23 protein-coding genes are annotated in these 23,344 nt (G+C 62.6%); 12 read left to right on the top strand and 11 right to left on the bottom strand.

The window, feature by feature from the left end; translation table 11 throughout:
• The first annotated feature begins 53 nt into the window (after positions 1-53).
• A complete protein-coding gene (locus NT26_RS01970; protein WP_052637120.1) occupies positions 54-818 on the top strand; it encodes a hypothetical protein in 765 nt (254 codons plus the stop codon).
• A 222-nt stretch (positions 819-1,040) separates the two neighbouring features.
• A complete protein-coding gene (locus tag NT26_RS01965) occupies positions 1,041-1,751 on the top strand; it encodes an HAD family hydrolase (RefSeq protein WP_152338558.1) in 711 nt (236 codons plus the stop codon).
• Here NT26_RS01965 and NT26_RS01960 read toward each other — a convergent pair.
• The gene (locus tag NT26_RS01960; protein ID WP_052637118.1) at positions 1,738-2,367 is read right to left on the bottom strand and encodes a DNA-3-methyladenine glycosylase I; all 630 of its coding nucleotides are present in this window, start codon (positions 2,365-2,367) and stop codon (positions 1,738-1,740) included. The genes NT26_RS01965 and NT26_RS01960 overlap by 14 nt on opposite strands.
• Positions 2,368-2,576: 209 nt before the next feature.
• On the opposite strand from NT26_RS01960, the gene NT26_RS01955 reads away from it, so the two are divergent.
• From NT26_RS01955 to NT26_RS01945, 3 genes are all read left to right on the top strand, one after another.
• A complete protein-coding gene (locus NT26_RS01955) occupies positions 2,577-3,335 on the top strand; it encodes a L,D-transpeptidase (RefSeq protein WP_052637117.1) in 759 nt (252 codons plus the stop codon).
• A 169-nt stretch (positions 3,336-3,504) separates the two neighbouring features.
• Complete coding sequence (locus tag NT26_RS01950) at positions 3,505-4,152, top strand: L,D-transpeptidase (RefSeq protein WP_052641701.1); 648 nt, start codon at positions 3,505-3,507, stop codon at positions 4,150-4,152.
• Between the two features lie 148 nt (positions 4,153-4,300).
• Positions 4,301-5,023, top strand: a complete 723-nt coding sequence (locus tag NT26_RS01945) for an outer membrane protein (RefSeq protein ID WP_077548194.1) — start codon at positions 4,301-4,303, stop codon at positions 5,021-5,023.
• A gap of 48 nt (positions 5,024-5,071) precedes the next feature.
• On the opposite strand, the gene glcF is transcribed toward NT26_RS01945, so the two are convergent.
• The 3 genes from glcF to NT26_RS01930 are packed head-to-tail and all read right to left on the bottom strand — an operon-like array spanning position 5,072 to position 9,012.
• The gene (gene glcF, locus NT26_RS01940; protein WP_052637116.1) at positions 5,072-6,370 is read right to left on the bottom strand and encodes a glycolate oxidase subunit GlcF; all 1,299 of its coding nucleotides are present in this window, start codon (positions 6,368-6,370) and stop codon (positions 5,072-5,074) included.
• A 3-nt stretch (positions 6,371-6,373) separates the two neighbouring features.
• Entirely contained in the window at positions 6,374-7,576 is a 1,203-nt protein-coding gene (glcE, locus tag NT26_RS01935; protein WP_052637115.1) for a glycolate oxidase subunit GlcE, read from the bottom strand.
• Positions 7,573-9,012, bottom strand: a complete 1,440-nt coding sequence (locus NT26_RS01930) for an FAD-linked oxidase C-terminal domain-containing protein (protein WP_052637114.1) — start codon at positions 9,010-9,012, stop codon at positions 7,573-7,575. The genes glcE and NT26_RS01930 overlap by 4 nt, the downstream gene beginning before the upstream one ends.
• A 275-nt stretch (positions 9,013-9,287) precedes the next feature.
• On the opposite strand from NT26_RS01930, the gene NT26_RS01925 reads away from it, so the two are divergent.
• The 5 genes from NT26_RS01925 (at position 9,288) to NT26_RS01905 (ending at position 14,652) form a co-directional block, all read left to right on the top strand.
• A complete protein-coding gene (locus tag NT26_RS01925; protein WP_139346230.1) occupies positions 9,288-9,788 on the top strand; it encodes an NUDIX hydrolase in 501 nt (166 codons plus the stop codon).
• 150 nt (positions 9,789-9,938) lie between these two features.
• A complete protein-coding gene (locus tag NT26_RS01920) occupies positions 9,939-11,444 on the top strand; it encodes an inorganic phosphate transporter (protein WP_052637113.1) in 1,506 nt (501 codons plus the stop codon).
• Between the two features lie 13 nt (positions 11,445-11,457).
• Complete coding sequence (locus NT26_RS01915; protein WP_052637112.1) at positions 11,458-12,195, top strand: 16S rRNA (uracil(1498)-N(3))-methyltransferase; 738 nt, start codon at positions 11,458-11,460, stop codon at positions 12,193-12,195.
• A 113-nt stretch (positions 12,196-12,308) separates the two neighbouring features.
• Positions 12,309-13,682, top strand: coding sequence for a glutamate--cysteine ligase (locus tag NT26_RS01910; protein WP_052637111.1), 1,374 nt, complete (start codon positions 12,309-12,311; stop codon positions 13,680-13,682).
• An 82-nt stretch (positions 13,683-13,764) separates the two neighbouring features.
• On the top strand, positions 13,765-14,652 hold the full coding sequence (locus tag NT26_RS01905) for a DUF937 domain-containing protein (protein ID WP_052637110.1): 888 nt from the start codon (positions 13,765-13,767) through the stop codon (positions 14,650-14,652).
• 69 nt (positions 14,653-14,721) lie between these two features.
• Here NT26_RS01905 and NT26_RS01900 read toward each other — a convergent pair whose 3' ends face one another.
• On the bottom strand, positions 14,722-15,018 hold the full coding sequence (locus NT26_RS01900) for a DUF1127 domain-containing protein (RefSeq protein WP_065814567.1): 297 nt from the start codon (positions 15,016-15,018) through the stop codon (positions 14,722-14,724).
• Between the two features lie 192 nt (positions 15,019-15,210).
• Here NT26_RS01900 and NT26_RS01895 point away from each other — a divergent pair, with 192 nt between their 5' ends.
• Positions 15,211-16,161 carry a LysR substrate-binding domain-containing protein gene (locus NT26_RS01895; RefSeq protein WP_052637108.1) on the top strand — a complete coding sequence of 317 codons (951 nt, stop codon included), beginning with the start codon at positions 15,211-15,213 and terminating at the stop codon, positions 16,159-16,161.
• A 53-nt stretch (positions 16,162-16,214) separates the two neighbouring features.
• Here NT26_RS01895 and katA read toward each other — a convergent pair whose 3' ends face one another.
• Positions 16,215-17,708, bottom strand: coding sequence for a catalase KatA (katA, locus tag NT26_RS01890; protein ID WP_052637107.1), 1,494 nt, complete (start codon positions 17,706-17,708; stop codon positions 16,215-16,217).
• Positions 17,709-17,819: 111 nt separating this feature from the next.
• On the opposite strand from katA, the gene NT26_RS01885 reads away from it, so the two are divergent.
• Positions 17,820-18,719, top strand: a complete 900-nt coding sequence (locus tag NT26_RS01885) for a hydrogen peroxide-inducible genes activator (protein WP_052637106.1) — start codon at positions 17,820-17,822, stop codon at positions 18,717-18,719.
• An 18-nt stretch (positions 18,720-18,737) separates the two neighbouring features.
• Here NT26_RS01885 and NT26_RS01880 read toward each other — a convergent pair whose 3' ends face one another.
• The 5 genes from NT26_RS01880 to guaB all read right to left on the bottom strand — a co-directional run bounded on the left by NT26_RS01880 (position 18,738) and on the right by guaB (position 23,332).
• Positions 18,738-19,613: a dienelactone hydrolase family protein gene (locus tag NT26_RS01880; RefSeq protein WP_052637105.1), complete on the bottom strand. Its 876-nt coding sequence runs from the start codon at positions 19,611-19,613 to the stop codon at positions 18,738-18,740.
• Positions 19,614-19,722: 109 nt separating this feature from the next.
• Positions 19,723-20,751, bottom strand: a complete 1,029-nt coding sequence (adhP, locus tag NT26_RS01875; RefSeq protein ID WP_052637104.1) for an alcohol dehydrogenase AdhP — start codon at positions 20,749-20,751, stop codon at positions 19,723-19,725.
• Between the two features lie 106 nt (positions 20,752-20,857).
• Entirely contained in the window at positions 20,858-21,277 is a 420-nt protein-coding gene (locus NT26_RS01870) for an MAPEG family protein (RefSeq protein WP_052637103.1), read from the bottom strand.
• 78 nt (positions 21,278-21,355) lie between these two features.
• The gene (locus tag NT26_RS01865; protein WP_052637102.1) at positions 21,356-21,718 is read right to left on the bottom strand and encodes a hypothetical protein; all 363 of its coding nucleotides are present in this window, start codon (positions 21,716-21,718) and stop codon (positions 21,356-21,358) included.
• Positions 21,719-21,826: 108 nt separating this feature from the next.
• Positions 21,827-23,332 (bottom strand): IMP dehydrogenase, encoded by a 1,506-nt coding sequence (gene guaB / locus NT26_RS01860; RefSeq protein WP_052637101.1) that lies wholly within the window; start codon positions 23,330-23,332, stop codon positions 21,827-21,829.
• Positions 23,333-23,344 lie beyond the last annotated feature (12 nt).

The following is a 23,344-nucleotide window of genomic DNA, read 5'->3' as shown; positions in this document are numbered from 1 at the left end:
GCGGCAAGGGCGGCCGGCTGGCGGAGCCTGCCACATTTTGCTAACGCGACCTGATGATTGCCGAGGCTCTTCAATACGTCGCGACCACTCCGGTCACGCCAAGCGAATTTCGCCCTTTCCTTGGCTCCTCGGTCAGCCTCTGGTCGCGCGCCACGCGCTGCAAGGACGAGTGGGCGGCGCATGAGGGAAACTGCCGGCGGTTCGTTGCCGACACGATCGGTCGGATGCGCCAGCGGCGGACGGTGGTGGTACTAGGATCCGGGCTCTTGCGCGACGTGCCCATCGAAGCAGTCGCCCGCACCTTCGACACGGTCGTACTGGTTGATCTGGTGCATCTGGCGAGCGTGCGCCTGTGGCTCAAAGCCAAGCGTCTGGACAATGTGCGGCTCGTCCATCGCGACCTCTCGGGATTCAGCGATGCGCTGGGCGGGGAGCAGCCGGAGCCGCTCGCCTTCCTTCGGCAAGTTCCCTATCTCGACCTTGTGATCTCGGCCAATCTTCTGTCGCAGATCGGCGTCGGAGCCGAGCGCCGCCTTGAACAGAACAAGGATGTGTCACCGGCGGATGTCGTGCCGCAACTCATCGAGGCACATCTGCGCGATCTAACGGCCCTGCCCTGCACGACGATTCTCCTGACGGATGTCGCCTACAGGATCGTCGGCCGCTCCGGCGAGACGCTGAAGTCAGGAGACCTCATGCATGGTGTGCCTGCACCGGATGCCGAGGAGCATTGGCCGTGGCCCGTCGTGCCGTTCGGGGAGCAAGGCAGAGACTATCAGATTGTCCATCAGGTCATCGCCAGGCGGGTCCTGCGGTAGGACGATTGCAATGCCGCAATTCAGAAGTAAGCAGAGCAGCATACAGCATATCGCGTGCCTGCTACTCTTGTCCTGCTTGATCTCGTACGGGATGTCCTCGCCAAAGCGAGGCCGAGATTGCCGACATGCGCAAGTGGCTGGAAGAACGCGGACAGTAACATGCGGAGCCGGGCAGAATCCTTGCCCGGCTCCCCTCTCCGGTCCATATGGGACGCTGGAGGATTGATCATGCGCCCCATCACGGCCATCGGCTTCGATGCCGACGACACGCTCTGGCAAAACGAGCAGTTCTACCGCCTGACCGCGGAGCATTTTGCCACTCTGCTCGGCGACTATGCCGAGGGAACTCATGTCTCCGAGCGGCTGCTGGAGGCGGAGAAGCGGAACCTTGAGCATTACGGCTTTGGCATCAAGGGCTTCACCCTCTCGATGATCGAGACGGCGATAGAGATCACAGATGGTCGAGTGCCCGCAAAGACGATCGCCGAAATCCTTGATATTGGCCGTAACCTCCTGCGCCACCCGGTCGAGACGCTGCCGCATGTGGAGGAGACGCTTTGCGCTCTCAACGGCGAGTACCTGCTCGTGCTGATCACGAAAGGCGACCTGTTCGACCAGGAGCGCAAGCTGGCGCAATCCGGCCTTGGCGAGCTGTTCGACGCGATCGAGATCGTCAGCGACAAGAGCGCCACCACCTACCGACGGATCTTCTCAAAGGTCGCCGATGGGCCGGACCGCGCGATGATGGTTGGCAATTCGCTGAAGTCCGACATCGTGCCGGCAATCGCCGCCGGCAGCTACGGCGTCTTCGTACCGCACGAACTGACCTGGGTGGTGGAGCATGTCGAGCCACCGACCGACGCACCACGCTTCCGGCAGATCGAGCATCTGGGGCAGTTGCGGGATGTCCTGGCGGAGATCACGGGCGAATGAACTCGGCCCGCAGCCGATCGACCTCGGCCTGGCAGAAGCAGCCGGTGAGATGGTCATTGACCAGCCCCATGGCCTGCATGAAGGCGTAGACGGTTGTCGGGCCGACAAAGGTCCAGCCGCGCTTCTTCAGGTCCTTGGAGAGCCGGATCGAAGTCGCGGTGGTGGGGTTCGCCCGCAGCGTTGCAAGGTCCATCACGGCCGGACGGTCGGCCGGTGACGGCTCGAAGCTCCAGAAGAATTTCGCAAGCGAGCCGAACTCGCCTCGCAGTTCCACCGCGCGGCGAGCGTTATTGATGGTCGAGACGATCTTTCCACGGTGGCGGATGATCCCTGCATCGGCCACCAACCGCTCTACGTCGTCCTGGTCGAACGACGCCACCTTCTCGAAATCGAAGCCGGCAAAGGCGGCCCGGAAGTTCTCCCGCTTGCGCAGGATCGTCAGCCACGACAACCCCGACTGAAAACCTTCGAGGCAGATCTTTTCGAACAACCGGAAGTCGTCGGTCACCGGCCGCCCCCACTCCTCGTCATGGTAGCGGCGATAGTCATCGAGCCCTCCATGCCAGAAGCACCGCGAACGGCCGTCTTCGCCGATGATGATGCCCGTTTTTTCCATTGTCGCCCTCTGTTAATGCGCCGCGTGCTGGATTCAGCCTCGGTCAACCATGTCCCCAAACCAGCCGGTAACCCTGCCGAAAGGTTTATGCCCAGAGCCGTATTTGAATCGCCACCCGTTTACACTTCCCTCGTTCTCCATTGGCAGCGTGAACTGCGAAGCGGGCGGTGACCGCCCTATCGGTGCATGTGTAACGAGTGGATCCGACGATGAACAAGATGCTTCTGCTGGCCCTCGGCCTTCTTCCCGCCTTTGCGACGATGGCGCAGGCGAATGATCGCTATCGCGAGCGACCGCCGGTGATCGTCAGTCCCGATCTCGCGGCACCGTGGATCCTGCAGCTCGGTGGGGGCAACGTGCGTCCGGTGGTCTATCCGACGCGTCCGGAAAAGCCGCGTGGCCTTTTCCAGCCCAGAACACAGCGGGAAGTCCAGCGTCGCCCGCAGACGACCCGCCAAGGCATCGTGCAGCCGGCCAGCATGCGGCCCAACAAGGTCGTCCGCAGTCAGATCGAGCCGCAGTTCCTGCCGCAGACGGTCGCTTATGAAACGAAGCATGCTCCTGGCACGATCGTCATAGACACCAACAACCGCTTCCTCTACCTCGTCACTGGCAACGGGCAGGCTCGCCGCTACGGCGTTGGCGTCGGCAAGCCAGGCTTCGAATGGGCCGGCACCCACAAGGTCACCCGGAAGGCGGAGTGGCCGCGCTGGGTTCCACCGAAAGAGATGATCGCCCGCGAAGCTGCGAAAGGCCATTTCCTGCCGGCCAGCATGGACGGCGGTCCCGCAAACCCGCTGGGTGCGCGAGCCATGTATCTCGGCTCGACGCTCTACCGAATTCACGGGACCAATGCCCCGTGGACCATCGGCAGCGCCGTCTCCTCGGGCTGCATCCGCATGCGAAATGAGGACGTGGTCGATCTCTACGAGCGGGTTAAGGTGGGGACAAAGGTTATCGTGATGTGATGGATTGTGGCCGCTCCGCCACGGCGCGGCCGGTTTCTCGTCTGAGGCACGTCGTGATTCGCGTCCTCCGCTTGCCGTTTGTCATATGCAGGGACATCTTGCTCTCCATTCACCGCTGAGCGGCAAGAGGGGTAAGATGAAAACCAAGACACTGATGATCGTCGCCAGCATGATGGCGGCGATGATGGCTAGCGAGGCTCCGGCTCAAAGCTCCGGAGCCCGACCGGCGACGACGGCAAGCGACGTGGCACCTTCGGTGCGCAATCGGGCCGTGTCCGAGAAATACAAGCGCCGGATGGTCCGCTTCTCCACCAATGAAGCACCCGGCACGATCATCGTCGATACCCACAACAAGTTCCTCTACTACGTGGAAGGCAAGAACCGCGCGACCCGCTACGGCATCGGCGTCGGTCGCGAAGGCTTCGGCTGGTCAGGGGTGGTGAAGATCGGCCGCAAGGCGGAGTGGCCGTCATGGACGCCCCCGGCGGAAATGCGCCGTCGCGAGGCGGCGCGTGGACATATCCTGCCCGCCGTCCAGAAAGGCGGCCCGGACAATCCCCTCGGCGCGCGCGCGATGTATCTCTACAAGGGTGGCCGCGACACGATCTTCCGCATCCACGGCACCAACCAGCCATGGTCGATCGGGCTCAACCTGTCGTCCGGCTGCATCCGGATGATGAATAAGGACGTCGAGCACCTCTATTCACGAGCGCCTGTCGGTACAAAGGTGATCGTCATCGGACCTGGCAACAAGCATGGCGACGTTGCGTTCGAGGACCGGGGTATCGACATCCTCCGGACCCTGTTCGGCGGTTAGCTGCTCCCAGAAGGCGGTGAAGCCGCACCTTTTACGCTTCATTCACGATAACTGGGCAAGATGATTGCAGGTGGTGCATAAAAACCACAGACCGCAACGCCTCTGCTCGCTAAGATTGAGTCGAAGCAAGAAACATTCCGGGCTCTCCATGCGCAAATCAACGTTCCTCTTCCTGGCGTCCTCGTCAATCGTCGGGCTCGTCGCTTTTTCCTCTGCGCAGGCAGCAGATATGGCGCCGGTCGAAGCGCCCATGGAAGCTGCTGTTGCGCTTGAAAGCACCGGCGGTTACGAGTTCTCAGTCTATGGTGGCTACCAGACCGCGCCGCATAGCGACGTAGAAGTATCGGGTGGGCCAGACTTCACCGCTGGTTGGGAAGGAAACTCCTTCTCTATGCCGATCTACTGGGGCGTTCGCGGCACCTACTGGTTCGACGGCGGCCGGCTTTCCAACCTCGGCATTTCGCTCGATTTCACTCATGCGAAGGTCTATGCGGATGACGAAACCCTGGCCGAGACCGGCTGGGATCATTTCGAAATGACCGATGGCATCAACCTTCTGACGGTGAACGCGCTCTATCGCTTCCCGATCGAGGGCAGCCGTTTCACCCCTTACGTGGGCGCCGGCGTCGGCATTAACGTTCCGCATATCGAAGTGACACGTCCGAGCGGAACCACGTCCGAGTACCAGTTCGGCGGTGCAACGCTTCAGGCGCAGGCCGGCGTCAAGTACGACATTACCGACCGCTGGGCTGCCTTTGTGGAGTACAAGGGCAACTATTCCTTCGTCGACGTCGATATCGACAGTGGCGATTCCCTGAAGACCGAGATCTTCACCAACGCAGTGAATGTCGGTATCTCCTTCAAGTTCTGATATCGCGACAAAGATGAATGGAAAGGCCGGCCTTAGCGCCGGCTTTTTTCATGGGAGCTTCGCAGGCTTCGGACCGCCATAGGCCCAATCGAGAAGTTCCACGGTGTGCAGGATTGGCAAGGCCGTGCCGCTGCCGATCTGCGTCATGCAGCCGATATTGCCGGTTGCGATAACATCCGGTTGCGTCGCTTCGATGTTGCGGACCTTACGGGCCTTGAGCTGGGCGGAGATCTCCGGCTGCATGATGTTATAGGTGCCGGCGGAACCGCAGCAGAGGTGGCCCTCCGCCGGATCGCGGACCTTGAAACCGGCTTTCGCTAGCAGGGCCTTGGGAAGCTGCGTGATCTTCTGGCCGTGCTGCATGGAACAGGCGGAATGATAGGCGACCGTCATCCCCCTTGCATCCTGCGCAGGAAGCTCGAGCGTCGCAACATACTCGGTGACATCCTTTGCCAGCGCCGATACTCGCGCCGCTTTCTCTGAATAAGCGGGGTCACGCCGAAGCATGTGGCCATAGTCCTTGATCGTCGTACCGCATCCGGAGGCGGTGATGATGATCGCATCCAGTCCGCCGCGTTCAATCTCGCGGGTCCAGACATCAACATTGCGGCGGGCAAAGTCGAGAGCCGGCTCTTCCTTCCCCATGTGGTGGACGAGCGCGCTACAACAGCCCTCACCTTCCGGCACGACCACCTCGACCCCGAGCCGGGTCAGGAGGCGAATGGCTGCCTCGTTGATACCGCCGTCAAGAACCGGTTGGGCACAGCCGGTCAGGATCGCCACCCGCCCGCGGCGCGCGGCCTCCGGCGCTCGAACCCCGGGGCGGGCAGAGTCCGAATGCCTCAGCCTTCCCTGCGGCGCAAGCTCCAGCATGGCCGCGACCGGCCTCAACGGTTTCACCCCCTTGAGCAGCGGCGCAAACGGACGGCCGAGTCTCGCAAGCGCCAGCGCCGGCCGGAAGCGTGATGGATAGGGCAGGATCATGGCCAGCATCTGCCGGATCATCCTGTCCATCAGGGGACGCCGGTAGGTCTTCTCGATATGGATCCGGGCGTGGTCGACCAGATGCATGTAGTCGACACCGGACGGGCAGGTCGTCATGCAGGCAAGACAGGACAGGCAGCGATCGATGTGTGTGACGACCTCGGCATCCGCCGGCCGGTCGTTCTCCAGCATGTCCTTGATGAGGTAGATCCGCCCGCGCGGACTGTCGAGTTCATTGCCGAGCGTCACATAGGTCGGGCAGGTGGCAGTACAGAAGCCGCAATGCACGCAGCGCCGCAGGATCTTCTCCGATTCCGCCACATAGGGATCTGCGAGTTGTTCGGCCGTGAAGTTTGTCTGCAAGTCTCAGGCTCCTGCCATCTTGCCGGGGCTGAATATGCCGGCGGGATCGAGCTTTTCCTTGATGCGCAGCGACAGCGCGGCGACCGCCTCCGACTCGGGCTGAAAGGCTGGCGTGGCCGCCCTCACCCGATCCGGCGCCCGCATCAGCGTCGCATGCCCGCCTCCGAGCGCCTTGATGTAGCGCCGCAGACGTTCGGCTTCCGGATCAGCCTCCATCTGCATCCAGACCAACCCGCCCTGCCAGTCGTAGAAGGCGTCTATCCCCGCCTCAAGGCGCAGCGCGGCCACAAGCTGATGACCGGTCGAGGGCGCGACGCAAACACGCCAAAGGGGCTTGTACAAGGCATTGGCGTAGGGGGCGACATCTCTGATCTCGCGCCAGAGGCTGTTGCTTTCCTCTCCACTAAGTTGCGACACAGGGCCGAAGCGGGACATTTCTGCTGCAAGCTTGTCGAGGCGCACAGAGACCGATGCCGGAAGCCCCTCGAGCCGCAGCACCGTCGCCTCGCCTTCCGGCAGCGCTCCGTTCAGGAAGCGGCCCTTCACGCTCTGGGGCAGATGAGCGGCTCCCGAGGCCTCGACGGGCATGGCCATGGCAACCGCCATGGCTTGTGCCGCGGCTGCATCGTCCAGCCCCGAGATCACGATGGTCGCCACCGCCTGGGGCACGGGAAGGACCCGGAAGGTGACCTCCGTGATGAAGCCCAGCGTGCCTTGCGACCCCGCCAGCAGCTTCACGAGGTCAAGACCGGTGACGTTCTTCATCACCCGCCCGCCCGCGCGGATGACTTCGCCGCTGCCATTGACGAAGCGGATGCCGAGCAGGCTGTCACGGGCAGCGCCAGCGACGAAGCGGCGGGGGCCGGAGGCATTGGCGGCGAACATGCCACCGATGGTCGGCTCGCCGGATGTGCCCATGATCGGCCGGTGGTCCATCGGCTCGAACGCCATCATCTGGCCGTTCGCCGCGAGGGCGGCTTCTACCTCCGCGAGCGGCGTGCCGGCCCGCGCCGTCATCACCATTTCTGCGGGTTCGTAATCGACGATGCCGGACAAGCCCCTCGAGCACAGTTGCTCGTCAGCCTCGACGGGATTGCCGAAGCCGCTGCGGGTACCTCCGCCGCAGATCGTCAGGCGCGTGCCCCGTGCTGCGGCATTGCGAACGACATAGGCGGCATCGGCTTCATTATGGGGTACGAAGGTCATGCGGCCGGACGCCCCTCCAGCGGGAAGACTTTGGACGGATTGAGGAGCCAACCCGCATCGAAGGCGGCGCGGACTGCCATCTGCTGGTTAAGATCGGCATCGGAATATTGGTGGCGCATCAGGTCGCGCTTTTCGATGCCGACGCCATGTTCGCCGGTCAGGCAACCGCCGGCATCGACGCAGAGCTTGAGGATTTCGTTCCCCGCCTCCTCGGCGCGAGCGGCGTCTTCCGGATCATTGGCGTTGAACAGGATCAGCGGATGCATGTTGCCGTCACCCGCGTGGAAAACATTGGCGACCCTCAGGCCGAAGCGAGCGACGATCCCCGACGTCTTCTCCAGCACGTAGGAGAGCTTGCCGAGGGGCACCGTGCCGTCCATGCAGATATAGTCGGCGATCCGACCGGTCGCGCCAAAGGCGGACTTGCGGCCCTTCCAGATCAGTGCCGCCTCCGTTGCGCTCTGACTCTCTCGCACAGTCTTCACGTGATGGCGGCCGGCGATTTCCACGATGCTCTTCAGCATCGCCTCCATCTCGGCCTCCGACCCCTCTACCTCGACGATCAGCAGGGCTCCGACATCCAGGGGATAGCCGGCCTGCGCAAAGGCCTCGCAAATTTCGATCGCCGGCTTGTCCATGAACTCAATCGCCACCGGAATGATGCCGGAACCGATGATATCGGCGACACAGGCACCCGCCTGCTCCGAGGTGTCAAAGCCGAACAGAACCGGCCGGGCGCCCTCCGGCTTGGCGATCAGCCTGACAGTGGCCTCCGTGACGATACCGAGCTGGCCCTCGGAGCCGCAGACGATACCGAGCAGATCGTAGCCGGCGGCGTCGAGGTGTTTGCCGCCGAGTTCGATCACTGTTCCATCGACCAGCACCATCTTCACGCCGAGCAGGTTGTTGGTCGTCACGCCATACTTCAAACAGTGGGCGCCGCCGGAATTCATGCCGATATTGCCGCCGATCGTGCAGGCAAGCTGCGAACTCGGATCGGGCGCATAGAAGAAGCCTTGGGGACTGACGGCATCGGAGATGCTCAGATTGGTCACGCCAGCCTGGACGGTTGCGGTACGATTGCCTGGATCGACCTCGAGTATCCTCGACATTTTCGAAAGTCCGAGGACGACTGCATCTTCCTGCGGGATCGCCCCTCCAGAGAGGGAGGTGCCCGCGCCCCGCGGAACGACCGGAATACCGTAGCGGTGGCAATATTTCATCACCGCCGCCACCTGTTCCGTCGTCTTCGGCAGGACAACAGCGAGCGGCAATCGTCGATAGGAGACAAATGCGTCAGTCTCGAACGGCACAAGCTCACGCGGTTCGTGCACCAGGCATTCCGGTGGCAGGATATCCGCGAGATCCGCAATGATGGTCGCCCGCCGCGACACGACGGCCTGACGTGGCTCAAGAAACTTTATGGCATCAGACACGGCACTTCCTCCCGCGTTTGAACCGTCATAGCAGCTAGCATGGCGATATACCAAGATGCGTCAGCATGAGCATTGACGGATGAGCATTTTAGGACGCTTTCTCCAGAAGCCTGTCATCGGCGATTATCTGGGCAAACGAGAGGTCCATCCCTGCACAAGCCTCGGATAAGAACTATATTTCAAGATCAAAATAGAACGACTCACTTCTGCCTCGCCATCATGGGATCTGAGTGGCCGTCACTGGCGGAAACCGCCGATCAAGGGAGGAACCCTCTTTGCAACTTCTGAACCGCCTGAAGACAGACGTCGGCCTCATGCTGCGGCGACCGCCGAAGCAGCAGTATGCCGCGCTGTGTTATCGGGCGAAGAAGAAGCAGGGGACCTGCGAAATCCTTCTCCTCACCAGCCGCGACACCGGCCGGTGGGTCATTCCGAAGGGATGGCCTATGACGGGCAAGAAGGCACATGCCGTCGCCGAACGGGAGGCGTTCGAGGAAGCCGGCGCCAAGGGCAAGATCGAAAAGGAACCGCTCGGCTTCTACCACTATCGCAAGGCGTTGCAGACCGGGCTCAAGATCCCCGTGCGGGTCCAGGTGCACGTACTCGAAGTGGAAGACATGTCGAGAAACTTCCCCGAGAAAGGCAGTCGGCGCCTGGAATGGGTATCGCCGGCAGAGGCTGCAGCGCGCGTAAATGAGCCGGAACTCAAGGAGCTCCTGCTGAGTTTCGGCGAAAGGCTGCAACAGTCGCCCCTGAAATCGGCGGCGAGCGGCTGATACGGCCGCTGTCACAAAAGTGTCATATTGCGTTAGGGGTGCAATCCCGCTAGGCGAACGGCAATAGTCGCTGGCAGCAAGACCCGAGGGTCGATGACCAATGACCAACGGCGCCGATGTCGCGCCGGCTCCCTGGCCAAAGGAACCGATATGGCACAGCAGACCCCGCGCCTCGTCAAACAGACCCTGGACAAAGACCTCGACAAGATCAGTTCGGTCGAAGCGGCGACGCATTCCGTCTCCCGACGCCTTGCAGGCCCCGGAACCGCGCTGATCTTCCTCGTCGCTGCCATGCTGTTCGCAGCTGTCGCCGTGATCGACCGACCGGGCGCGATCATCGTCATCGCTGCGGCGGCGGTCGGCGCTTACATGGCGATGAATATCGGCGCCAATGACGTAACGAACAATGTCGGGCCCGCGGTCGGCTCCAAGGCGATGTCCATGGGCCTTGCCCTCTTCATCGCGGCAGTGTTCGAAACAGCGGGCGCCATGATTGCTGGCGGCGACGTGGTCGAAACGATTTCCAAAGGCATCGTCAATCCAGCTCTGTTTGCGAACACGAACATGTTCATCTGGGCGATGATGGCGGCTCTGCTGTCATCCGCCCTCTGGGTCAATCTCGCAACCTGGATCGGCGCTCCTGTTTCGACGACTCATGCCGTGGTGGGAGGCGTGGTCGGCGCGGGCATTGCTGCGGCGGGCTTCGGATCGGTGGATTGGGGCCAAATGGGCGGCATCGCCGCCAGCTGGGTGATATCGCCGCTGATGGGCGGGGTGGTCGCGGCCGCCTTCCTCGCCTTCATCAAGGAACTCATCATCTATCGCCATGACAAGATCACCGCGGCCCGTCGCTGGGTACCGGTGCTCATCGCCGTCATGGTCGGGGCGTTTTCCTCCTACCTGGCCCTTAAAGGGCTTCGCCAGCTCGTCCATGTCTCGTTGCTGAACGCGGTGCTTATCGGTCTGGTGGCAGGTGCGCTCGCTTGGGCCGTGAGCGTGCCATTGATCCGCCGCCAGTCGCAGGGGCTGGAGAACCGCAACCAGTCGCTGCGCAAGCTCTTCCAGATGCCGCTGATCTTCTCTGCGGCGCTCCTGTCTTTCGCCCACGGCGCCAACGATGTCGCCAATGCCATTGGCCCGCTCTCGGCCATCGTCTCGGTTGCGCAGGGAGGCGGCGTTTCCGGTGCCGTAACCATTCCCTTGTGGGTCATGGTGATTGGAGCCATCGGCATCTCCGTCGGGCTTCTGCTGTTCGGTCCGCGCCTCATCAGGCTCGTGGGCGAGCAGATCACCAAGCTCAACCCGATGCGGGCGTTCTGCGTGTCGCTGTCGGCTGCGCTGACGGTCATCATCGCCTCCTGGCTCGGCCTGCCGGTAAGCTCCACCCATATCGCCGTCGGGGCAGTTTTCGGCGTCGGCTTCTTCCGCGAGTGGTATACCCGCAACTCGAAACGCCGGGTCGAGTACATGAAGATGAAGGCGGACAAGTGGGAGATCGAGGAACGGCCGGAGCGGAACGCCGAAGAATTGCGCCGGCGCTACCTCGTCCGCCGCTCGCACTTCATGACCATTGTCGCGGCCTGGATCATCACCGTCCCCGCCGCCGGCGCTCTTGCAGCGCTCCTCTATCTGGTTATGTCTCTGCTCTTCCTCTGAGGGGTGAACGGACATGCGCGCCAACTTCCGAATGCAACGGCTTTTCCTGGAGAATGATCTCGCAGCCGGCGTTCGGATCGAGGCGAAGCCCGAGCAGTTCAACTACCTCGGCAATGTCCTTCGCCTGGCGGAGGGCGCCGAGATCCTCGTCTTCAACGGCCGCGACGGAGAATGGAGGGCGCGCCTCGCTTTTCCATCCCGCAAGAAACTGTTGATCGAATGCGTGGAGCAGACACGACCGCAGCCCGAGATACCGGATTTTCAATACCTCTTCGCGCCGCTGAAGGTCGGTCGACTCGACTATATGGTCCAGAAAGCCGTCGAGATGGGCGCCGGGATCCTGCAACCGGTGATGACCCAGCATGTCCAGGGCAAGATCACCAATCTCGATCGCCTGCAGGCAAATGCGATCGAGGCGGCGGAGCAGTGCGGCATATTGTCGATTCCGCAGGTCATGCCCCCGAAACGGCTGCGCGACCTGCTTGGCGAATGGCCGGCGGACCGAAGGATCATCTTCTGCGACGAAGGAGAGGAAAGCCAGAATCCCCTCGCCGCCCTGGCAGCGCTTGAGGGCGAGCGCCTTGCCCTTCTCGTGGGCCCGGAAGGCGGATTCTCGGAAGAGGAGCGCGAGCTGTTGCGCAGCCTCGATTTCGTCACCCCCATCCCTCTCGGTCCCCGCATCCTGCGGGCAGATACCGCGGCCGTCGCGGCGCTCGCGGTGATACAAGCCAGCATCGGCGATTGGCGATGATGACCCATCGTGAATTTCTGAAAGCATCTTGAAACAAATTCACTTGCGCCGCACATCAATCCGGTTCAATCAGCCGGACGCGACAGTCCTGTCGGCCTTACAAGGTAGTTTCGATGGCCCGTGACACCACCGACCAGACACCTCTGAACTCGGTGTCCGAGCTTTCCGCCTATCTCGCAAGCGGTGCCCGTCCCGCCGAACAGTTCCGCCTCGGCACGGAGCACGAGAAGTTCGCATTTTTCGCCGCCGACCATAGCCCCGTTCCGTATGCGGGCGAAGCCAGCATCTCAGCCCTGCTGAACGGCATGCAGGCGAGGCTCGACTGGGATCCGATCATGGATGGCGACAACATCATCGGGCTTGCCGAGCGCTCCGGCATGGGGGCAATTTCCATAGAACCCGGCGGCCAGTTCGAGCTCTCCGGAGCCCCGCTCGAGACCATCCACGAGACCTGCCAGGAATCCAACCGGCATCTCGACGTCCTGCGCGAGGTTGCCGAGCCCATGGGCATCCGCTTCCTCGGCATCGGCGGCAGCCCGAAATGGAGCCTGGCCGAAACGCCTCGAATGCCGAAATCGCGCTACGAGATCATGACGCGCTACATGCCCAAGGTCGGGAAGCAGGGCCTGGACATGATGTACCGCACCTGCACGATCCAGGTGAATCTCGACTTCTCCTCCGAGAAGGACATGGCGCGCAAGATGCGCCTTTCGATGAAGCTTCAGCCGCTCGCGACAGCGTTGTTTGCCTCCTCGCCTTTTACCGAAGGCAAGCCTAACGGACTGCTTTCCTGGCGTGGCGACATCTGGCGCGACACCGACAACCAGCGCGCAGGCCTCCTGCCTTTCGCCTTCAATGCCGACTTCGGCTTCGATGACTATGTCGAATGGGCGCTGGACGTGCCGATGTATTTCGTCGTCCGCGATGGCCGGTACCACGATTGCACCCATGTGACCTTCCGTCAGTTCATGGATGGCGCGCTCAAGGGGGAGATTGCCGAGTGGGAGCCGACTCTCGGTGACTGGACCAACCACCTCTCGACGCTCTTCCCCGATGTACGCCTGAAGCGTTTCCTGGAAATGCGCGGCGCCGATGGAGGGCCGTGGCGCCGCATCTGCGCTCTGCCGGCATTCTGGGTGGGTCTCCTCTACGACGAGGCCGCCCTGGCGGCGGCGGAGGAAGCAACCGCGGCCTGGAGCTACGACGATGTCCTACAACTTCGCGACACGGTTCCTGCGAAAGGTTTGAAGGCGGAGGTGGGCGGACGGCCATTGCTTGAGATTGCCCGCGAGATCGTCGGCATCTCGCGCAGCGGCCTTGCGGCTCGCAAGCGGCTCAACGACGAAGGGCAGGACGAGACGGTATTCCTGAACACGCTGGACGAGGTACTGGCTAAGAAGGCGACCCTCGCCGACGACCTGTTGATGCTTTATCATGGCCGCTGGGCACAGAGCGTCGAACCGGTCTTCGACGAATACAAGTACTGAGCGCCCCCTTCCCAAAAAGCGGTTTCCGCCGCTAAGTTTCCGGATATATTAGGCTATCGCGCCAACCGGAAAGGAACGCTCCATGCTGCCACTGTTCGACATGATGCTGAAGGCACAGAACGGAACCGCCATGGAGGCTATGGCGCGCCAGTTCAATCTGGCCCAGGAGCAGGTGGCGCAGGCAATGGCGGCGCTGACCCCTGCCTTCTCCTCCGGCTTCAGGCGCACCGCCACCAATCCGTATGATTTCGGCGCCCTGATGAACACGATGATGTCGGGGAGCTACGCCAAGTACTTCGAAGACCTGAATAAGGCTTTCACGCCGCAGGGCATGGCCGACGGCAATGCGGTACTGGACAAGCTATTCGGTTCTCCGGAAGTCGCGCGTGCGGTCTCCGCGCAGGCGGCACAACTGACCGGGCTCGGGCAGGACATGCTGCGCAACATGATGCCGGTCATGGCAGACATGATGATGGGCGGCATGTTCAAGCAGGCGACCGGCCAGATGCAGCAGGGCAGCGATTTCTTCGCATCCACGCCGATGGGCCAGATGACGAAGCAGTGGCTGGAGACCGTTGGCCTCCAGCCGAGGCAGAGCCCGCAGGCGGCCCCGACCGACATCTTCGACAACCCATTCATGCAGAGCGTACGGAGCGCCTGGGGCCTGGACAAGCCGGCAGCTTCGAAGCCGCAAGCGGCGGCGGCCAATCCATTTGCGGACAACCCCTTCATGCTGGCGTTCCAGGACATGATGACGGGCAGGTCCGCCACGTCTTCGACCGGCAAGTCCCCCGAGGACGCGGGAGCAAAGGCTGGCTCCAATCCCTATGCCGACGCACTGGCAAGCATGTTCGACAGCGGACTGGAGGTGCAGAAGGCCTACCAGAAGAGCGTGGAATCGATCTTCGATACCTACCTCAAGCCCAAGGCCACCGGCGAGGCCGCCCCGGGCGGACAAGGGTCGGAATAAAAAAGCCCGGCCAGGAGACCGGGCCGGGCAAGCGGCAGGGCTATTGGCTGTCACCCTGCGGGGAAAATGTCAGTTTCGCCGAATTCGATCGAACCTGGTCACGGCGCGGCGACGTGCGCTTTCAGCCAGCAAGGCTGCAGGATCATCAAAAAGGCGGGACGCATGCGTCGCGGCAAAGACGTCATGACGGGTCAGGCCGATATCGTCGAGCTGACGGTCGTCGAGATCGTTCAGGCGGTCGGATGCCCAACGGTTAAGCAGGACACGCCAGATGGAACCCGCGAACGCAATGGTGGTCGCGTAGAAGCTGCGGCTCGCCGGCTGCGACGGGGCGAGGTCGAGTTCAACAATCCGGGTCGTGCGCATGATCATTCCTTTCCATCGGCACGAGGATAGCCGCCCCGTCCACGGAGGCATGTGGACGGGTGGCCAAGTCATCACGGGTGGAGGGAGAACACCCGATGTCGTGAGTACAGTGCCATTTAGTCGCGACACTATTGATCAGTCCAACGAATGTTTCTAATGGTTGCTATCAGCCACTCTGATGGATGAACGCTCATGACCGCTCCACTCGATATCGATCAGCTTCACACCTTCCTCGCCATCGTCGACACCGGCAGCTTCACGAAGGCAGCCGATCGCGTGTTCAAGACGCAGTCGGCGGTTTCCATGCAGATGAGGCGGCTGGAGGAACGGATCGGCAAGCAGCTCTTCGCCAAGGACGGGCGCGGCAATCGCCTCACTGCCGAGGGCGAGAAGCTGCTCAACTACGCGCGCCGCATCATCCGGCTGAACAACGAGGCGATCGCCGCCTTCGACGACAACCGACTGGAAGGAACGCTGCGGATTGGCACGCCGGACGACTACGCCGACCGCTACATGCCGGAGATCATCGGACGCTTTGCCAAGACGCATCCGAACGTCGAGCTCTATATCGTCTGCGAGAACTCCTCGAGCCTCGCAGAGCGGATGGCCCGGGGGGAACTGGACATCGCACTGGTGACGCATAACCCGCGTGCACGGATCTCGGACGTCGTTCGCACGGAACCCCTGTGCTGGGTCGCCTCGGCGAACCATCCGCTGCGCGAGGACGCGCCGGTTCCGCTTGCTGTCGGACGACGCGACTGCCTGTGGCGTCAGCTCGCCTGCTCGGCGCTCGATGCCGATGGACGGGAATACCAGGTTCTGTTCACGAGCTGGTCATCGACCGTGGTCGCGGCCGCCGTGCTGGCCGGGATGGCGGTATCCGTGCTGCCGGAATCGGCGCTGCGGCCCGGCATGAAGGTGTTGACCTCGGGCGACGGCTTTCCGCCGCTGCCGCCGGTCCAGATCGGCCTGATGAAGCGGCCGGGCCTGTCGCCTTCTCTGATGAATGCCATCACCGACCACATCGCGGCCTGCCTCGACAACATCTCGCCGGCAGTGGTCCCGGACGACCTCGATTCCGAACCGAAGGGGATCGGTCGCTCCCTCAAGGTCCGGGCCGGGCAGATGGCGACAAGCTGGTAGACAACAGAAAACCGGGGCCGAGGCCCCGGTTTCCATTTCAGCACGTACCGATGTTACTCGGCGGCGGTGGGCTGTGCCGAAATCGTGTCGGCCTTGTAGCCGTGCAGCCGCTCCAGTGCAGCGCGTACGCCGGCTTCGTAGTCCGGGTGCACAAGCTTGAAGTGCGCCAGCTGCCGCTCAACAATCTCGCCCGGCACGCCGCCCATTGCCGCGGCAATGTTGGAGAACAGGCGTCCCTTCTGGCCTTCGTCGAAGAGGTTGAAGAGCGCCCGCGGCTGCGAGTAATCGTCGTTGCCTTCGCGATGATTGTAGCGGGCCATGTCGCCGGAAATCTTCAGCGGCGGCTCCTTGGAGGATGCGTCCTCGAACGGGCCGTTGACCGAGTTCGGCTCGTAATAGGCATCCGGGTTACCGGTGCGCAGGCCGCCATAGGTGTTCATCTGGCCATCGCGGTGGTAGTGATGAACCGGGCAACGCGGCTGGTTGACCGGGATGTTCTCATAGTGCGTGCCGAGGCGGTAGCGGTGGGCATCGGCATACGAGAACACGCGAGCCTGCAGCATCTTGTCCGGCGAATGGCTGATGCCGGGTACGATGTTCGACGGCGAGAACGCGGCCTGCTCGATTTCGGCGAAATAGTTGTCCGCATTGCGGTTCAGTTCCATGATGCCGATGTCGATCGGCGGGAACTCCGCATGCGGCCAGACCTTGGTGAGGTCGAAGGGGCTGTAGGAGGTGTTTTCCGCCTGCTCCTCCGTCATGATCTGGACCTGCACCTTCCAGCGCGGGAACTCGCCACGCTCGATGCCACCGAACAGAGCTTCCTGGTATCCTTCGCGGGTCTTGCCGATGAGGGCTTCGCCTTCCTCGTTGGTGAAGTGCTTGTGGCCCTGCTGGGTCTTGAAGTGGAACTTCACCCAGTAGCGTTCGCCAGCATCGTTCCAGAAGGAATAGGTGTGCGAACCGTAGCCATTCATGTGCATCGGATCGACCGGCAGGCCGCGGTCCGACATCAGGATCGTGACCTGGTGCAGGCTTTCCGGCGACAGCGACCAGAAGTCCCACATGGCGGTCGCGGAGCGCAGGTTGGTGCGTGGGTGACGCTTCTGAGTATGGATGAAGTCGGGGAACTTCAGCGGGTCGCGGATGAAGAAGACCGGCGTGTTGTTGCCGACGAGATCCCAGTTGCCCTCTGGGGTGTAGAACTTCAGCGCAAAGCCGCGGACGTCGCGTTCGTGGTCGGCGGCGCCGAGTTCACCGGCAACGGTCGAGAAGCGGGCCAGCATCGGCGTTTCCGCGCCCGGCTGCAGGCATTTCGCCTTGGTGTACTTCGAGATATCGCCGGTGATCTTCAGCGTACCATAGGCGCCCCAGCCCTTGGCGTGCACGACGCGCTCCGGGATGCGCTCGCGGTTCTGGTGGGCCAGCTTCTCGATCAGCTGGTAGTCCTGCAGCATGACGCCGCCGCGCGGCCCCGCCGTCATCGTGTTCTGGTTATCCGGTATCGGCGCACCGGCCGTGGTCGTCATCGTCGGACGATCGGACATGGTCATCTCCCTGGGTGAAATCTGGAACCGTTCTAGGTTGCGGCTTGACCATCTCACTCCGGTTCCATAATTTCCAATATTATTTACTAGGATCGGTGATAGGATTTTCCTATGTCTGTTACCCTAAGGCAGATGCGGTATTTCAGTGCACTTGCCACCGAGAAACACTTCGGCCGCGCTGCGGAAGCGGTGCATGTCAGCCAGCCGGCGCTGTCTGCTCAAATCGCCGGCATGGAGCATAGTCTGGGGGTTCGACTGGTAGAGCGCAGCCGCAGCGGCGCACTACTGACGCGCAAGGGCGAAGAGGTCCTTGAGCGGGTCCGCGCCATCCTCGAGCAGGTCGAGCAACTGGCTGCGTCCACCCGCGGCAGCGCCAGCATGCTCGACGGTGCGGTGAGGATCGGCATCATCCCGACGGTAGCGCCCTACCTCGTCCCCAAGCTCGTGCCGTGCCTGCGGGAGCGTCACCCCGGAATGGAGCTTGAGCTGAGGGAGGCGGTGACCGACCGGCTGATCCTCGACCTCCAGGAGGGCAAGCTGGACGCCGTGGTTGCTGCCCTTCCCATCCAAGCGGAAGGGCTGGAGAACGTCTCTCTGTTCTTCGACCGCTTCTACATGGCGGTAGCCAACAACGATCATACGGTCCTCATGTCACCAATGACGGAGACGCAGGTCGACGCGGACAGGTTGCTCCTGCTCGAGGAAGGCCACTGCCTGCGTGATCAGGCGCTTTCCGTCTGCGGCACGGCCCGCAAGCGCAGCCTCGTCAACTTCGGTGCGACATCCATGGCGACGCTCCTGCAGATGGTGTCGCACGACATGGGCATGACGCTGATCCCGGAGATGGCGATCCCGACGGAGACCGCCCGCAACGACATCCGAATCCTGCCGTTTGCGGACCCCGCCCCCTCCCGTGAAATCGGGCTGATCTGGCGCCGGTCGAGCGGCCGACGCAGCGAAATGAAGCTGCTGGCCGAGGCCGTGGCCAGTTGTGCGCCGGGAAGAAGCTGAGTCCCCGCCCTTGTGGCTTCAGGACAGGTGCTCCTTGAAGAACTCCACCGTCCGGCTCCAGGCAAGATCCGCCGCAGCCTTATCGTAGCGTGCCGCAGAGGTATCGTTGTTGAAGGCATGGTTGACGCCTTCATAGACGTGAATCTCGAAGGTCTTGTCGTTCTCCTCCAGCGCTTGCTTGTAGGCGTCGATCCCGGCGTTGATCCGCTCGTCGAGCCCCGCATAGTGCAGCATCAGCGGCGCCTCGATAGCCGACACGTCCTCGACAGGCGGCTGCGAACCGTAATAGGCGACGCCGGCCCCCAGTTCCGGCGAACGGGTCGCCATCCGGTTTACCATTCCGCCGCCCCAGCAGAAGCCGACTGCACCGACCTTACCATTGGTTCCGTCGAGACCCGCGAGATAGGCGCGCGTCGCTTCGCCATTCGCGGCAGCGGCGTCGAGATCCATCCCGCTGAACATCTGCCGCGCCTGATCCTCATCTGCCGGCGTGCCGCCCTGCGGCGACAGGAAATCCGGCGCCAGGGCGACGAAGCCTTCGAGCGCCATGCGCCGCGCAACATCGCGGATATGGGCGTTCAGACCCCGGTTCTCATGGATGACGATGACGCCAGGCAGGTCGCCGCCCGCATCCTTGGGGCGGACGAGATAGCCCTTCATCTCGCCTTCCGCGCCTGGATAGGTGATGTCTTCTGCCGCCAGACGCTCGTCTGTCTCGGCGACCACTTGCGCCTTCGCGCCATTGGCTGCCAGCAGCGGTGCAACGGCGGCGGCGGCTGCGCCCGAGCCGGCCAATGCCGTCAGCTTCTCCATGAAGCTGCGGCGATCAAGCGTGAGGTGGGTGTATTCATCATAGGCGTTGATCATCGCCTGGGTGATCGTCGGCTTTTCCATGACAGGCTCCTCCCGGGTGGTGGCCGGCCACGCCCGCGAGAGCAGCAGTCGACCGGATGACCAAGGCTAGATCATCCGGCCAAAAAACGCTGACACTTCTGCGTGAGGCTCAGGCGGCGAGATCGAGGACGATGCGACCGTCGATCTTGCCCTCCTCCATGCGGTGGAAGATGTCGTTGATGTTCTCGAGCTTGTCCCAGGAGAAATGAGAAGCGACCTTGCCCTCGCCCGCGAATTGCAGGGATTCCTCGAGATCCTGGCGCGTGCCGACGATCGAACCACGCACCGTAATGCGCTTCAGTACGGTATCGAAGACCGGCAGGGAGATATAGCCCGGCGGCAGGCCCACGAGAGACATGGTGCCCTTGGCGCGCAGGAAGCCGTAGGCCTGTTCCATGGCCTGGGGCGAGACCGCCGTCACCAGCACCCCATGGACGCCGCCGGTTGCCTTCTGGACCTGCTCGACGGCATCCGCAGCTCTGCCGTTCACGACGAGATCAGCACCAAGGCTCTTCGCCAGACCCAGCTTGTCATCGAATATGTCCGCGGCCACAACGTGCATGCCCATCGCCTTGGCATACTGGACGGCCATATGGCCAAGGCCGCCAATGCCGGAGATCACGACCCATTCTCCCGGATTGACCTCGGTTTCCTTGAGGCCTTTGTAAACGGTGACGCCAGCGCAGAGGACCGGGGCCGCAGGGCCGAACTCGAGCTTGTCCGGCAGGCGCCCGACGAAATCCGGATCTGCGAGCCCGTACTGCGCAAAGGTCCCGTTGACGGAGTAGCCGGTGTTCTGCTGGCTGCCGCACAGCGTTTCCCAGCCGGTGCGGCAGGGCGTGCAGCATCCGCAGGCGGTGTGCAGCCACGGAACGCCGATCCGATCGCCCTCCTTGATGCGGGAGACGCCGGCACCGAGCTTGGCGACATAGCCGACGCCCTCGTGGCCCGGAATGAACGGCGGATTGGGCTTGACCGGCCAGTCGCCGTTAGCGGCATGCAAATCCGTATGGCAGACGCCGGTCGCCTCGTACTTGACGAGTATCTGTCCGGGACCGGGCTCCGGGATCGGCACTTCCTCGATCACCAGAGGCTTTCCGAATTCGCGGACCACGGCGGCTTTCATCATCGCTGACATCGCTCAACCCTTTTCTGAAAAGGATGGCCGCGCTCGGTGCGACCATTTCCGATGAAGGGTGGTAGCGGAGGAATGGACCGCCGATGTTGACGCAACTCAAAAAGTGTCAGGAAAGGGCGAGCCAGACGGCAAGCCACAGCCAGAGCAGGATGAGAATGAAGAAGCCTGTTATCCAGATCGGCCGGCGGTGGCGAAGCCGGTTGCTGGTGATGTGGACGTAGGCGTGGACGTAACGCGACAGGACGAAGGCCCAGGCCAGCAGCGCCGTCACCACATTGTCCGCCGTCGTCACATAAAGTGCCAGGCACACGGCATGGAACAGGACCGGAAGCTCGAACTGGTTCTTGATGTTGTTGTGGATGAGCAGGCTTTCGGCCGGCTCCTCGCGGTTGTCCTTGAACTGCTCCGCCTTGGCGGTGCCCGCACGCACGGCGCCGATGCGACGGTTGGAGAGAAGGAAGTAGAGGCCGAAGACCAAGACCGCGTGGGCAATCATCGGCCAGATCATCATAGTGCTGAAGGTCATAGGCTTCTCATTCTGCTCATGGGTTATCGGAGCCTCGGGCCGTCAGCCATGGCCCGAGGTTATAGCATGCAACAATCCTTAGTCGCGCAGGGTCAGTGTTTCCGTGCCGGAGCCATTCTTGCCGGAAATCGTCCAGGCACCTTCCAGGATCCCGTCCCCGACGACCTTGTAGACGATGATGCCGACAGCATCACCTAGAACGTAGCCGGCCGCGAAGGCATCCTCGTAGAGCATGCAGATGCCCGTCGATGTCGTTCCTCCCGTTACCCATTCGATGGAGCAGGTCGTATCGCTGGTCAGTTCGATCGTTGCCGTCCCGCGATAGGACGAACCGTCGAGATTGGTGCCTTCTACCGTATAGGTGCCTTCGCTGACCGACTGAGCAAACGCTTGCGAACACATTGCGGTGGCGATCAACACGCAAGCCAGAAGTCTCTTCATGAAATCCCCCCAAACAGCCGGCACGAGCGCCGGCAGCAGGAGATTAGATGAAGCCAGGCTGTTGGCAATCGCCTAGCTGCGCCCTTATTGACGAGCGAGTTGCGATGGTCAGCCGCCGGCGCCCGGATAGTTGGGGCTTTCGCGGGTGATGGTCACGCCGTGGGTATGGCTTTCGCGGAGCGCCGCACCGGAAATGCGCACGAACGTCGCCTTTTCCTGGTAGTCGCGGATGTCGACGCCGCCGACATAGCCCATGGCGGCGCGCAGGCCACCCGCAAGCTGATGCAGCACAGCCGATACCGGGCCCTTGTAGGGAACCTGGCCTTCGATACCCTCGGGTACGAGCTTCAGCGTGTCGCGTACCTCCGCCTGGAAGTAACGGTCGGCTGAGCCGCGCGCCATGGCGCCCACCGACCCCATGCCACGGTAAGCCTTGAAGGAGCGCCCCTGGTAGAGATAGACCTCGCCCGGGCTCTCATCGGTACCGGCAAGCAGCGAGCCAACCATCGCGGCGGAAGCGCCGGCGGCGATCGCCTTGGCAAGGTCGCCGGAGAACTTAATGCCGCCGTCGGCGATGACCGGGATGTTCTGGTTGCAGGCGGCGCCAACGGCGGCCATGATCGCCGCAAGCTGTGGCACGCCCACCCCGGCGACAATGCGCGTCGTGCAGATCGAGCCGGGGCCAATGCCCACCTTCACTGCATCGGCGCCGGCATCGATCAGTGCTTTCGTGCCGTCGGCCGTGGCGACATTGCCGGCCATGATACGGACGGAATTGGAAAGCTTTTTCACCCGGGTCACGGCATCGAGGACGCGCTGCGAATGACCGTGGGCGGTATCGACCACCAGAAGGTCCACCCCGGCCTCGATTAGACGCTCTGCCCGCTCATAGCCGTCGTCGCCGACGCTGATCGCGGCCGCTGCCCGCAGGCGGCCCTGTGCATCCTTGGACGCGTTCGGATTCAACTGCGACTTCTCGATGTCCTTGACGGTGATCAGGCCGACGCAGTGCCCCTGCCCGTCCACCACGAGAAGCTTCTCGATGCGGTGCTTGTGGAGGAGCCGCTTGGCCTCCGACTGGTCGACGTTGTCGTTGACCGTGATGAGGTTTTCCCGCGTCATGAGCTCGTAGATCTTCTGGGACGGATCGGAAGCGAAGCGGACGTCGCGGTTGGTCAGGATGCCGACGAGACGGCCGGTCTTGTGCCCACCATTGCCACCATTTTCCACGACCGGAATGCCGGAGATGCCGTGCGCCTTCATCAGTGACAGCGCTTCCGCCAGCGTCGCATCGGGGCCGATGGTCACGGGGTTGACGACCATGCCGCTTTCGAACTTCTTTACCTGCCTGACTTCTTCGGCCTGCTCGACCGGCGTCAGGTTGCGGTGGATGACACCGATGCCGCCGGCCTGCGCCATGGCAATCGCCAGCCGGCTCTCGGTCACCGTATCCATTGCCGAGGAGAGGATCGGCAGGTTGAGGTCGATATCGCGGGCGATGGTGGTGGCGATGTTTGTCTGCCCCGGCATGATCTCGGAATGGCCGGGCTGCAGAAGCACGTCGTCAAAGGTAAGCGCGTCCGCGCCGGTCGCCGATTCAATGATACGTGCCATGGCCAATTTCCT

The sequence above is a fragment of the Pseudorhizobium banfieldiae genome, assembly GCF_000967425.1.
Lineage (GTDB): Bacteria > Pseudomonadota > Alphaproteobacteria > Rhizobiales > Rhizobiaceae > Neorhizobium > Neorhizobium banfieldiae.
The sequence above is the reverse complement of the archived record's forward strand: the minus strand, read 5'-3'. Positions and strand labels throughout refer to the sequence as shown.